Annotated in this window: 9 protein-coding genes; 7 read left to right on the forward strand and 2 right to left on the reverse strand. The window is 43.7% G+C overall.

The features are described 5' to 3' along the window. Positions 1–158: 158 nt before the first annotated feature. Together POV27_RS15205 and POV27_RS15210 are read right to left on the reverse strand one after the other, a co-directional pair. Positions 159–887, reverse strand: a complete 729-nt coding sequence (locus POV27_RS15205) for an ankyrin repeat domain-containing protein (RefSeq protein WP_272863646.1) — start codon at positions 885–887, stop codon at positions 159–161. Beyond that, positions 878–1,285, reverse strand: coding sequence for a DUF1801 domain-containing protein (locus tag POV27_RS15210; protein WP_272863647.1), 408 nt, complete (start codon positions 1,283–1,285; stop codon positions 878–880). Before POV27_RS15210 ends, POV27_RS15205 begins: the two co-directional genes overlap by 10 nt. A gap of 296 nt (positions 1,286–1,581) precedes the next feature. On the opposite strand from POV27_RS15210, the gene POV27_RS15215 reads away from it, so the two are divergent. The 7 genes from POV27_RS15215 (at position 1,582) to POV27_RS15245 (ending at position 14,083) form a co-directional block, all read left to right on the forward strand. Next, entirely contained in the window at positions 1,582–7,176 is a 5,595-nt protein-coding gene (locus POV27_RS15215) for a cupredoxin domain-containing protein (protein WP_272863648.1), read from the forward strand. A 136-nt stretch (positions 7,177–7,312) separates the two neighbouring features. Continuing rightward, positions 7,313–9,100 carry a YncE family protein gene (locus POV27_RS15220; RefSeq protein ID WP_272863649.1) on the forward strand — a complete coding sequence of 596 codons (1,788 nt, stop codon included), beginning with the start codon at positions 7,313–7,315 and terminating at the stop codon, positions 9,098–9,100. A 27-nt stretch (positions 9,101–9,127) separates the two neighbouring features. Further along, positions 9,128–10,267, forward strand: coding sequence for an SCO family protein (locus POV27_RS15225; RefSeq protein ID WP_272863650.1), 1,140 nt, complete (start codon positions 9,128–9,130; stop codon positions 10,265–10,267). Positions 10,268–10,277: 10 nt separating this feature from the next. Continuing rightward, on the forward strand, positions 10,278–11,810 hold the full coding sequence (locus POV27_RS15230; RefSeq protein WP_272863651.1) for an ABC transporter substrate-binding protein: 1,533 nt from the start codon (positions 10,278–10,280) through the stop codon (positions 11,808–11,810). A 1-nt stretch (position 11,811) separates the two neighbouring features. Next, the gene (locus POV27_RS15235) at positions 11,812–13,275 is read left to right on the forward strand and encodes a type I 3-dehydroquinate dehydratase (RefSeq protein ID WP_272863652.1); all 1,464 of its coding nucleotides are present in this window, start codon (positions 11,812–11,814) and stop codon (positions 13,273–13,275) included. Continuing rightward, positions 13,276–13,698 (forward strand): hypothetical protein, encoded by a 423-nt coding sequence (locus POV27_RS15240; protein ID WP_272863653.1) that lies wholly within the window; start codon positions 13,276–13,278, stop codon positions 13,696–13,698. Between the two features lie 4 nt (positions 13,699–13,702). Further along, positions 13,703–14,083: a hypothetical protein gene (locus tag POV27_RS15245; RefSeq protein ID WP_272863654.1), complete on the forward strand. Its 381-nt coding sequence runs from the start codon at positions 13,703–13,705 to the stop codon at positions 14,081–14,083. Position 14,084: the final 1 nt, after the last annotated feature.

The raw sequence follows: 14,084 nt of genomic DNA on the forward strand, positions 1-14,084 counted from the left end.
AAAACTAGGTTCTCAAACAAATAGAAGTAGATAAAAAAGTCGATTGGGAATTGAACCACGATGAATGGACAAAAGGTGTCGATTAATGGAATAAAGATTATTTCTGGTTTATGCTTCTATAACTTCCTTTCATCCGCTGCCTACAACCCAAAATAAACTCACTCTGGCAAATAATCTCCCAAGATGTTCCAGTCCATAGAATTGCCCCAACCTGCTCCATGATCACTAGTGTTTTTCGCTTTGTGAGCTTCACCAATTCGGTGTTCACCGTGGGCAAGCAAAGCTAAAATTTTTCCTGGGCGCAAATGTTCACTAGCCCAGCTTAAAGGAGAGTTGCCATGTGCATCTTTGGCTTTTTTATCGGCTCCGTGTTCTATAAGAAACGCGATGGTTCGCTCATCGGCATAGGCTGCTGCTCTATGCAAAGGCGTTTCTCCCTTGGTCCGTACATCGCGCATAAAGGCACCCGTTTCCAAATCGGGAAGGGTTTTGGCGTTTACATTGGCTCCTTTTTCCACCAACAAGCGCACCGTGTAGAAATAATAAGGACGTCCGGCTTTGGCCAAAGCATTGTGCAATGGGGTTTCTTGGGTCTTATCCACATGGGCGTTGACATTGGCTCCCTGATGGATCAAAAAATCACACACTTTCCAATGTCCATTAAAAGCGGCATGGCCCAACTCGGTATCTAGGTCAATACTATCTAATGTTCCGCCACGTTCTAAAACAGTCTTTAGGCCTGTTACATCGTTATAATAGACCAACCACTGGAGGGGTTTTATATAGCCTTGGTCAAGATATTCGGTCCAATGGGGGAACTTCATCAATTCTAAGATGAAATCCGTTCTTCCTCGGGCTATATATTCTACTATTTTATCTACTTCCACCGATCACTTTTTGAAATTATCTTCCGTAACACTTTTTCATCGACCTCTTCCAATCGCTTGATATAAAGGCAGCCTCTTCCAGTTTTGTTAGGCCCTAATTGATTCAATAAGTCTTCCTCTTCCTTAAGATCGTACATCACATATACCGTAAGATGCGCTTTCCCCGGAGAAAACCCAACATTGAACCATTCGTACTCGTCTCCATTCTTTCGTTGGTATTTGTATTTACCAAAACCCACGATACTCACGCCCCAGATCTTAGGCTCTTTTCCAGTAATTTCCTGCATAATGCTTAACAATTTCCTACTATCGGCTTGTCTTCGCTTGTTGGAAATGGCATCGATGAAATCGGGGACACTTTTATCGGTTTCGACGTTGGCTAATGTTTTTATTATCAAGAGGTATGATGGCTAATTTGATTGTCCTTTTAAAAATAAGGATTTTACCCCTAAAATGTGAAAGAAGGGATAGAAAGATCCCATTACGGGAATCGCGTAAAAGGATGAAGTAAGACCCTCAGCCGCAACCCCAAGGTTCGTTATATCTTTATGTACCAGTAAATTAGATTACGTATTAATACGTATTGAGGATATTGTCCTCTGTTAATACCTTTCAAGCTCCCCAGCACAATTTGATTTTTAAAGCGTATGTCCCTTATGGCCATATCACTAACCAAATTTTTAAAATCGAAATCATGGAATTTCCAACCAAACAATCGTACAATTTTATCAGGTTATCTATTGTCCTGTTTTTAATTACAATAGGAACAACCCTCAATGCCCAAGTACAGGATACCGTGGCTGTAGACATGGTAGCCATCAACCAGCCCTTCATGTACAACCGTTTAGGTGCTGCACAACCTACGGGGATGATCTTTGCCCTGAAAAGGGATTTGGATACCCAAATTCCCGACAACATACCCCAAAGTCTTTTGGGAAATGTGCGTCTCAGGTCGGACAAAAGACCGAGGCCTATTGTTTTACGGGCCAATAGAGGCAATGTCCTAAAAATTAAGTTTACCAACCTATTGGCACCTTACGATACCACAGCGGTAGTAGATGCCTATGGTACTACAAAACCAGCAACCGTAAATCAACAGCAAGCCAATGGTATTTATCCCAGAACGCGTGCTGCAGGGGTTCATATTTTGGGGACTGAAATGATCGGGAGCATCGCTTCCGACGGAAGTTGGTCCGGAGCCAATGCATCCAGTCTTGCTAATCCTGGTGAAACGGTAGAATACATCCTTCGCGTTCCGGAAGAAGGAGTCTTTATGCTCTACAGTACAGGTGCTACCAATGCTAATGGTGGTCAACCGGGGGGTCAACTTACCAATGGTTTATTCGGAAATCTAACCGTACAGCCCGAAGGGGCCGAATGGTACCGAAGTCAGGTTACGGAAGCCGATTTGAACAAAGCCATAAGCCATTACGAACAAATATCATCCTCTGGGAAAAACGTGAGGATTGAGAAAAGCAAAATGTCCGATATCTATACTTCAGACAATACCTTTCCCATTATCAATTACGATGCACTGCACAGTGATGGGACACCTATTATTAAAATGTATAAGCAGGTGCGACCCAATTATCGCGAATTGGTACATACAGATCTTACGGCTATCATCACAGGGCCGAATCGAGGGGAATTTACAGGCAATAGCCCTTCCTTTTTCAAGGTACCCGCCTCTCCTAACAGAAGGCAACCCTATCGTGAGTTTGCTATTAACTATCATGAATCACCATGGACCGTTCAAGCATTCCCGGTTTTCTTTGATGGTACCAAAAACGCAGAAGGTATATCCATTTCCCAAACGGTTGCTACCGGAGTGGATGGTTTCTCCATTAACTACGGAAGTGGTGGTATCGGGGCCGAAATCTATGCAAACAGAATTGGAGTTGGACCTATGGCCGATTGTGCCGACTGTGCCTATGAAGAATTCTTCCTGAGTTCTTGGGCTGTTGGAGATCCTTCCACTGTAGTAGATGTTCCAGCGAATGCAGCTTCGATTGCCAATGAAAATCAAACACAGCAAAACCAATTTTTATATAAATCGAATGCCTCGGCAGCCGACAAAACGATGACTCCACTCCTTGCTCCCAAAGCATCTAAAGTATTGTATGCGGACGATCCTTCGAACGTGTATCATAGTTATATGAACGATCATGTGAAATTCCGTGTTACTCATGCCGGAGCGGGACTTACACACGTGCATCACCAACACGCTGCACAATGGTTGCACTCTCCCAATAGCGATGAAGGTCATTATCTGGATAGTCAGGCCATTAACCCAGGATCTTCCTATACCTTGGAAATGGTATACGACGGAAGTGGTAACCTAAACAAAACAGTGGGGGATCAGATTTTCCACTGTCACTTCTACCCGCATTTTGCGGCTGGAATGTGGAGTATGTGGCGTGTACATGACGTATTGGAATTAGGAACAAAATTGAATCAGGATGGAACGGTAGCTTCAGGAGCACGCGCCTTACCCGATGGAGAAATCTCTACTGGAACCCCGATTCCCGGATTGGTTCCCGTACCTACCTTGGCCATGGCACCTGTGCCTTCAAAAACGAGTATTGCAGACGGACAAGTGGTGGTAGAGAATACCTCCAAAAACCCAGGATATCCTTTCTATATTCCAGGAATTGCAGGAAGCCGTCCACCGCATCCACCACTGGATTTTGCCAAAGGACCTATCTATAATGTTGCTGGAGATTCAATCGCCAATGGATACTTAAATGGAGGATTGCCAAGAAACGTGATTTATAAGGCCAATGTTCCTTTCGAAAATCATAACCAATACGACTGGACCAAAATCATGGATAAGATTCAGGTGATTGAATTACCAGAGGAAGGTACTGCCGTAGAACAAGTGGCCATGAAAACCCATGCCACAAGAAATCACGCTACACTTACCCCTGAAGGTAGCAAAGGAAACTTTGTGTTGAACGGATTGCCTCCGAAACCGGGAGCTCCGTTTGCGGATCCACGCGTTAACCTCAAGGGAGACTCTGTAGGAACCAAAAGAACTTATAAAGCCGCGAACATTCAATTGGATGTAGTCCTTAACAAAAAAGGATGGCACTTCCCCCAACAACGTATTATTTCACTCTGGGGAGATGTTGCTGCCAATATAGATGGAAAGAAAGCGCCAGAACCTTTCTACTTTAGAGCGAATAGTAAAGAATATATCGAATACTGGCATACCAATCTGGTTCCGGAATACTACGAACTGGACGATTATCAGGTACGAACACCTACCGATATTATTGGACAGCATATTCACTTAGTGAAGTTCGACGTAACGGCCTCAGACGGTGCTGCGAATGGATGGAATTATGAAGATGGTACCCTAGCTCCAGATATGGTTCGACATAGAATTGAAGGAATTAACGAGGGCGGAACACGCTATGATTATCGATTCCAGCCTGGTAAACCCATAACCAGTGTTTCTGGATATGGTGTGAACTACGATGAATTAATTCCGCATGCTCCTAATCCTATTTGGGGAACTGCCCCAGAAGGTCAGGACTGGACGGGAGCCCAGACCACAATTCAACGTTGGTACGCAGATCCTTTATTGAATAATAGAGGGGAAGATAGAACCTTACGAACCGTATTTACACATGATCACTTTGGTCCTTCCACCCACCAGCAAGTAGGATTGTATGCAGGATTATTGGTGGAGCCTAGCGATACCGATTGGTACGACCCGATTACGGGAACTCAATTAAGTACTGCTTTTAATGGTAAGACGCGACCTGTCACCGTAAATGGTCAATCCATGAATGTAAGTGATGGTGGACCTACCAGTTGGCAAGCCAATGTAGTGTATACCAAAGCCGAAGAGGTAGATAAGAGTTACCGCGAATTCATGTTAGAATTCCAGGATACCCAACAGGCATATCTTCCAGATAGTAAAGAAGCTGCGGATACCTATCCTACCTTGCCAGAACCTTTCGCAGGTACGGCTAAGACGCAATTCTTGGATTCGGTAGCCAACTATCGCGGATGGATGGATCCGAGCAAGGTAATTGTAAATAAAGGATATCCAGAATTGATCTCCTTTGGTTTCCGTGGCACCTATTCTATGAACTACAGAAACGAGCCTTTGCCGTTGCGTGCTTCGTATCCTGTGGGTAGCGCAGATTCTACCTATGTGCAAGCTTCTGGAGCTGCCGGAAATTTAGCTTCCATTTACAACTCGCAAATTACGCGACAAGATCCCACATGGAATACACAACCTGTAGGAGGATCCTTGATACCAGGAAGTTCAACCTTTAAATTCCCAGTAGATCCCCTAGGAGCTGGGATGCAACCAGGCGATCCTTATACGCCTTTATTTAGGGCGTATGCCAATGATAAAATTCAAATAAGAACCTTGGTCGGGGCACACGTAACCAGCCACTTCTTCAATGTGCATGGAGTGAATTGGTTGTTCGAGCCTTCCAATGAAAATTCAGGATATCGATCTACCCAGAATATGGGACTTTCGGAGCACTTCGAAATGAATTTCCAATTGCCGGTTACGGGCCAGAAAGGTGGTTCGACAGATTATTTATATGAATCCAGCGCCGATTTTAATGGTAGAACGGCAGGAATGTGGGGATTAATGAGAGCCTTTAACGAACCACAATCCGATCTAATGCCATTGCCTAATAATGATGTAACCGAAAAACCAGTTTCGGCCATGTCCAAAAACTGTGGTTGTCCCGATGGTGCACCTAAGAAAAGCTTTAATGTAACGGCGGTTTCCATCGATAAGTTAGGCGGAAACTTGGTGTACAACCAGAAGTTTGGATATCAGGAGGACGATGCCTTGGTTTTCGTAAGAACCGAAGATTATAAAAATGGTACTTTATCTGGGGATAATCTAGAACCCCTAGTACTTAGAGCGAATGCGGGAGACTGTATTTCGGTAACACTTACCAACGATATTACCCAAGGATTCGCTGTCAATCCGAGTAACTATTCTTACCAAGGGAAAATCATGCAGCCCGATGGTAGTACCAAAAGTGCTGGGATCACAACATCTTTAACAGCATCTTCAGACGTAGGCTTGCATGCTGAATTGCTTTCCTATGATGTTTCCCAAAATGATGGAACCGATATTGGATTCAACAATTCTCAAACCGTTTCCATTGGCGATTCACGCACCTATGAGTGGTATGCTGGAAGATGGGAAGGTAATAGAGCCATTCCTGTAGAATTTGGATCTGTGGTATTAACTGCACCAGATCCAATGGAACAATATGCCAAAGGATTGTTTGGTGCATTGATCATAGAGCCCATGGGAGCCACTTGGAAGGAAGACGAGAACTCACCGAGTTCGGCCAATGTATACGATGCCAACGGAAAATTGATGTTCCGCGAGTTCGTAATGCAGTTCCAGGATAACATTTCCGTAAGTAATTCAAATAGTCAATCCATTGGCTATGCATTGAATTACCGATCAGAGCCTTTTGCCAATCGACTTTTGGATCAATCGGCCAACCTTAACGGAAACGACCTAGCAGGAATTACCTCCAATACCAATACGGGTGGAGGCGATTATCCGGCTACGCCCAGATTCGTGGCTACAGCAGGTGACCCACTGCGTCTTCGTTTACTACATCCTGGAGGAAGTGGAAATACCGAAACCTTTAACCTTCATGGACATGTGTGGCAGGAAGAGCCTTATCAAGCGGGTTCTACCAAGTTAGGATATAACCCGACGTCCCAGTGGTTTGGATTCCGTGATCAAGTAGGGCCTTTAAACAGTTTCGATCTTTTGATCGCTAGTGCGGGTGGTGCCGATAAAGTTCCAGGGGATTATCTCTATGGAAGTATGCTAAACCTTAGCTATCAAGGGGGGATCTGGGGATTAATGACCGTAACCCAAGGTCAGGATTATTTGGCTTTGGATGATGTACAAGTTTCTGGTAACAAGACCACGCTATCAGGAAATGTCACCGTAGATCCCGATACAGGAGAATTACCCGATTATGTAACCCTCACCTACACAGGTGGTAAAGCGGTTAAATGTGATGTAAACTCTGATGGATCTTGGACATTTGAAGGTCTAAGCAATAAACGATTGGATAAGGGGTATACCATTACCTCTCCAGAGGGAGCTTCTATTCAAGGAACGCCCATGCTCTTACAGAATGTTCAGCAATCTAAGATGACACAGGCTAAAAATGCTACGAAGCCTGCGAAGACAGATTATGATACGGAAGGAGTGAAGCCTGCGAAGCGTCATGAAGGCGAGAAGAAACCTATGGGTAGCTATAAGAATGACTAAACGCAGTATGAAATTGAAACTATTCCATATCTGTGGGTTAATTACCCTTTGTTGGGCATATACAATGACAACCCTTTATGCCCAGGAACCATATGTCAAATCGGTAGTGAAGGAGGGTATACAAGTAGATTTTACAATGACCAACCTCAACCCGGAACGGCCTTTGGGCGAGTTCCGGGAAGGGGATGACGTACGCTTTGTGTTCAAGGTGTTCGATACCATTTCCGGTCGCCCCCAAACAGGGGCATTCCCGGCAGCTTGGATGGATAAAATTAATCCCGACAAACCTGTGGATTGCGGCCGAAAAATCGTCTCATTCATAGAAGGCGGTTTGCTATCCAGACCCGAATTGGATCTGAATGTCTATTACGTCCTCACGCTGAATGACGACAATACCATTAATGTGGTAGATCCTTTGTTCAGTTTTGGAGGGTCTCAATTGCTTGCACAAATCCAACTGGCAAGTACTGGATACGATTGGGTGGTAAAGGAAGATCAATCCGAATTTTACGTATCCCTTCCCGATGCCAATAAGGTAGCCTTTGTGAATACCACTAAGATGAAGAATTATCACAATGTCGACATTCCTGGGCAACCCAAGGAAATCGCTTTACAGCCAGACGAACACTATCTCTGGTTGGGATATGATCTTCCGGGGCATTTTGAAAGTATTTCTGGCGTCGCAGTGGTGGATACACAGGAGAAAAGCCTGGCAAAAGTCATAAAGACAGGGGTAGGACCCCATCAGGTGCTTCATGGAACTGGAAATGATCTAACTTTTGTTTCCAATCAAGGAAGTGGAACCGTATCCGTAATCGACATTCAATCCCTCGAAAAAATCGAGGATATTCAAGTGGCAGATTCACCCGTTTCCATGGCCTACTCCCATAAAGCGGATGCCATTTATGTGGTGAATGGACTTAGCGGAAATATAACCGTGATCGATGCCAAGAAAGGACACATTATTACAGAAATAGAAGGTGAAAAAGGGAACAATAAAATCGCTTTTTCTCCTGATGGCCGACTGGGGTTTCTCCTCAACCCCAGGACGCACAAAATTCATATCCTCGATGCAGCCACCAATACTATAGTTCAGTCGGCCGATGCAGATGCACAACCAGATGAGGTTAGCTTCTCCGACGAACTGGCCTATGTTCGCCATTTGGGAAGTGAGATCATTTGGATGATTCCTTTGGATGTAGTGGGTAAGAAAGGGGATGAGGTTCCTCTCATCGATTTCACAGGAGGACAGCATCCACCAGCCAAAGATGCTCCCGAAAATGGAGCTCCAGGAATTGTACAAGCTCCAGGGGCCAATGCGGTGTTGGTTTCCAATTATCTGGATCGATCCATTTACTATTATCGAGAAGGAATGGCTGCGCCCAGCGGGCATTTCAGCACCTACGGAAAACGGCCCAAAGCCGTTCAGGTTATCGATAAGAGTATAGAAGAAACATCTTTGGGAACCTATGAAACCACAGTTCAGATGCGAACGCCAGGGGATTATGAGGTAAGCCTTTATATGGATGTTCCTTCTTTTATGGAGTGTTTCCCAGTAACCGTGTTGCCCGATGAGGAAAAGGAACTGGAAAAACTGAAGAATAGCCTAGGTCCTTTGTCCATTAGGTATTTATCGGGAAGCCAAATGCATAAGGTGGGACAGGAATCGGCACTTCGTTTCGAACTAATGGACTTACGTACCCAACAGCCCGTTTCCCAATTAAAGGATGTAAAACTTATGACCATGAACAGTGCTGGAAAGGGACAGCTTTCCATTACTGCGGTAGAATCGGACGTGGAAGGAGTATATGAAACCCAATTTACGTTGGATGAAAAGGGGGTTCACTACCTCTATATTTCCTGTCCTTCGCGCGGACTTACGTATAACAATCCACAATTCTTGACATTATACGCTTCAGAGTAAAATTCAACTAACCAAATAATTGATATCATGAAAAAATTTCAACTCATCATAATCGCATTGCTGCTGCTGGCTCCCCTAAGTCTGGTAGCACAAAAGGCCAAGCATAAAGGAGGTGCTTGTTGCGCTACAAAGGAAACGGCTGCTAATGAAAAAAGCACATTCTCCCTTGGGGATATGAAGGATATTCCCAATGTTCAATTAACCAATCAATACGGGCAAGACGTTGAATTTTTCGACCTTATTGAAGGAAAAGTCGTAGCCCTTAATTTCATCTTTACAAGTTGTAAAACCATTTGTCCTCCTATGGGAGCCAATTTTGTACAACTTCAGACACTGATGAAAGATCGGGTAGAAAGTTCAGAACTGGTGATGCTTACCGTAAGCATCGATCCACAGACCGATACCCCAGAACGTCTAAAAGCATGGAGTGAAAAGTTTGAAACTGAGGTAGATTGGACGCTATTGACTGGAGATAAAAATGACATCAATACCCTGCTTAAAAAACTAGAGGTATATACGGCACTTAAGGAAGAGCACGCTCCCGTGATCCTTTTAGGGAAGGAAGGCGGCGAAAATTGGGTGCGTACCAATGGGTTGGCAAATCCCAACGAATTGGCTAAAACCCTGAATGGATTTTTCGAGCCCAAAAATGATACCAGAACAGGATCCACTTCTAACCCCGATGAGATGTACTTCACCAATGTGGAGCTTATGAATCAGCATGGAGAAAACATGCGGTTGTATGCCGATCTTATGAAGGATAAGGTGGTCATTGTGAACCCGTTCTTTACAGAGTGTACCGGAGTGTGTCCCATAATGAGTGCTACCTTGGAGAAAATTCAGGAGCACTTGGGTGACAAAATGGGCGATGAGGTTCATATTATTTCCCTTACGGTCGATTATGAAACCGATCAGCAGGAAGAATTGGAAGCCTACTCCAAAATCTATCATGCCGAAAAGGGATGGTATTTTATGACTGGCGCAAAAGAAAACATTGAGTTCGCCCTTCATAAGTTTGGGAAGAAGGTGGAAAACAGGGAAGGACACGATTCTGTTTTTCTTGTGGGGAATGTAAAGACCAAGCTTTGGAAAAAAGTGAACGGTTTGGCTAATGTGGATGAAATCATTGCAGAAGTAGATAGTGTTATAGCCGATTCTTTGGAATAAAAACCGTTCCATGCAGCACAGACAAAGCATAGCATTATTGCTGGTCTTGCTTTTCGTTTTAATGGGTGCTTCGGGCCCTGTACTTCTTTCACAGCTTACGAAACAGCAACTGGCAGGTAAGGATGTCTATTCCAAAGGCATTGGTGTGTCCGAGGTTAAAATCACGGCACAGATGTCTGGGGTATCCGTTCCAGCCACTGTTATGGCCTGTGTTAACTGTCATAATGCCGATGGTTCCGGAAATCCTGAAGGAGGCATTACCCCTTCCAATATCACCTGGAAAGAACTTACCAAAAATTACGGGGGACAACTTCAAAACCAACGCAAACGCCCAGCCTATACCGAGCGTACCTTACGCAATGCCATTAGCACTGGAATGGATCCAGCGGGTAATGAATTGCACAGTGCTATGCCCCGATATGAAATGAGTCGGGAGGATATGGATAATCTTATCTCCTATTTAAAAGTGTTGGGAAATTCGGGCGAAAAAGGAGTAACGGACGAAACCCTTCAAATAGGGGTCGCACTTCCAGAAAAAACCAATTCCCCCAATGACAAAAGTGAAAGTTTACGCCAATTGGTGAATGCTTATATAAAGGAACTTAATAATGGAGGGGGTATTTACAATAGAAAAGTGTCCGTGCAATTTTTTACAGAAGCTTCAGCTGTTGATGAAAACGAATTGTTCATGATCGTGGGCGAAGGGAGCTCTGATATGGAAAAGGCGATCAACCAAGCTCAAATTCCATCCTTACTTTCACATTCACAAAAGAGAACAACACAAGGTTTTAAGAATCCATACGCTTTTTATGTGTATCCAAGTTGGGTAGGCCAAAGTACTTCTTTACTTCAATTCAGCAAGGAAAAAGGAATGCTTTCTAAAGGTACGACCCTTACGGTTCTTTATGAAGATATTCCATCGAAAAAAGGCGTGGTTGATGAACTCTTCAGCCATTGCAAAAAACACTATGGGATAGAGCCAACCCTCATTCCGATGGGGTCAAACGACATTACCGAAATAAGCCAAGAAATTGGTGACAAAGACATTGTACTTTATCTAGGGGCACCCAATTTGGGGAATACACTCCTAAAACAATTGGAATTGAATGATAAACATCCTTTCATTTTGGTTCCTGGAAGCATCACAGGGATCGATCTTTACAATGTTCCCGATAGCTTCAAAAACAAAGTATTTGTAGGTTTTCCCACCTGGCCTTCAGAAAGAACACCGGATGCCAAAAAGAAATACGAAACCCTCAAGGCAAAATATGTCTTGCCCAATTCGTGGAAAGCAAGCCAATGGGAAATGTTGTCACAATTAGTCACCGCAGAAGAAATCTTAAAACGCACGGGTAGGAACCTTTATCAAGAAAAGGTGAAGGAGAATTTCGAAACCCTTTTTCAGTACGCCAACGGCTTGTCGCCAGCACTTTCCTATGATTTGAATAGAAGAGTAGGAAGTAATCTTATGTACATCATTGGTTTCGACAGTGCGAAAAGTCAAATAAAACTAATAACCACCCTAAATAGCCCCGAAAACTAATATGAAAAACAGAGTTGACATAGTAACCACGTGCACGGACCTCTCTCAATTGGCACTTTTGAAGGAGCAAGCCGCACACATTGATATAGTAGAGGTAAGGGCCGATCTTATCGAAGACCCTAAACAGCTAAGGCAAGTTACTTCCCGTCCTTTGGTATATGTTCTGCGTAGCAAAGACTATGGTGGCTGTTTTGAAGGTTCTTTGGAAGAACGGCATGAATTATTGAAGCAAGCGGTTGCAGATTTCGATTTTATCGAATTGGAAGCCGAGCATGATCTCGATTGGAAATTATTAAGAGCCATTCCGAAGCATAAAAGAAGAATTGCTTGGTATGGAACACAATCCTACTACGAAATGCTATTGGCTCACTTCGAAAAAATGGTGCAAACGCCAGCACATCTCTATAAATTGATCTTACGTGCAGATAATTGCACTGCGGTTACTCCTTTGCTACGTCTATTGAACAATTACCGAAACAAGGATTTGGTTGCATACGGCGTAGGACCTTCCACAGAATGGTCACAGGTTTTATCACCTTTTCTGGGTGCTCCAGAAGTACATACCTCGTTGGAGAATACAGTACAAGGGGAAGCGCATTTTAGTCCTTCGAAAGTCACGGAGGATTACGGATTGCCCTATACTTATGAAGTAAACCAACTCTTCGGAATTGTGGGCACTCCAGTATTAGGGTCCATTTCACCGAAATTGCACAATGCTGCTTATAGGAGTATGGAGCTTCCCTATCTATACCTTCCCTTCGATGTTTCAGACTTTGTTGCTTTCAAAAGAGAGTTGATGGACAACCCAAACCGGCTGCCCATTCCATTAAATGGACTTACAGTGGTAGCTCCATTTAAAGAACTAGCCTATACACATTCCAAATACAAAGAGATTACACAGAACAAATACGCTATGGCCTGCAATGGAATGGTCCGTAGCAGTAGGGATTGGATAGGATTTAGTACGGATGCCTTTGGGGCCACAGAAGCCTTGCAAAGCCTTTCTCCTGCATGGCATAACCAGAAGATCGCCATTGTGGGTTGTGGTGGTGCAGGAAGAAGTATAGCTGTTGCCTTACAAAGAAAGACATCCCAAATCACCCTAGTGAACCGAACGGAAGATAAGGGAAAGGAGATTGCAGCGTCATTAGAACTTCCTTTTGTGGCACTTGCCGAATTTGATCCCAGTGGCTTCGATATTGTTATCCACGCGACACCCTTGGGCAAAAAGTATATGGAAACTCCTTTCGATGTGACCTTATTGTCATCCCATGCTACTGTCATAGATCATGTTTATGCCCTTGAAAAGGATACTAAACTTATTGAACATTGTTCCATTCATGGAATAAAATGCATGGACGGAAAGGAAATCGCACAACTACAGATTGGTCAACAATTTAAAAACATGACTGGAATGGAAATGCCAGTGTACGAACATAAAATTCAAAACGTAAAAGCAAACTAGATGCAAGCAAACCAATTAGCGCATACCAAGACCGATGATCTGGTATCGGAATTCTATCACGAATGGGGTTCGGATATGAGTGATTTATTGGGTACTTGGGATAATGTAAACCCAAAAACCGGACAGATTTCCCGGATTATCGTTACTTCAGAAAACCAACAATTGAAACTACAGGCCTTCGGAAAGTTGAACGAAGGAGAAATGGATTGGGGCACTGTGGTCTGTGAAATTTTCAGTTCCAATGTCGCTTCTCCAACGGTTGAAGGATTCATGTGCAGATTCAATTTCGATTTTATGCATGTTCAGATTGCTGGAAACATGAAGTATGGGGTTATGGTAATACAGTCGTATAACACATTTACCGACGGCACTTCCCGAAACAACTATTTCTCACGCGAATTCTTTTGCAAACTAAATGCCTAAACCCATGACGAAAGGAACCGAAAGCACTTATAGAAACAAACTCGCCGAATACATGGGTACTTGGCGCAATTCGTATGAAAAAGCCCGTCTCATCGAAGAGTTTACCTTTTTTGAAGAGGACGGAATCATGAAAATATCGATAGAGAATTCGAAAGAAAGTTTTTATCAAAGCCCATGGACCATTGGTACGGTGAAGCCGCATGGGTATACTCCCGATAGTAATGACATCGTGGCCTTTAAGGGCCATATAAAAATGGACGATATGGAAGCCTTTTTCGCCATTAATGAGAATAAAGGCCTTCTCATCATTGCCGGTTATCTCACTTTTAAGGACGAAGATCCACGATCAGACTGTTTCGTTCGCGAATTCTTTTATAAAGTATAAA

The sequence above is a fragment of the Aureisphaera galaxeae genome, assembly GCF_028561275.1.
Lineage (GTDB): Bacteria > Bacteroidota > Bacteroidia > Flavobacteriales > Flavobacteriaceae > Aureisphaera > Aureisphaera galaxeae.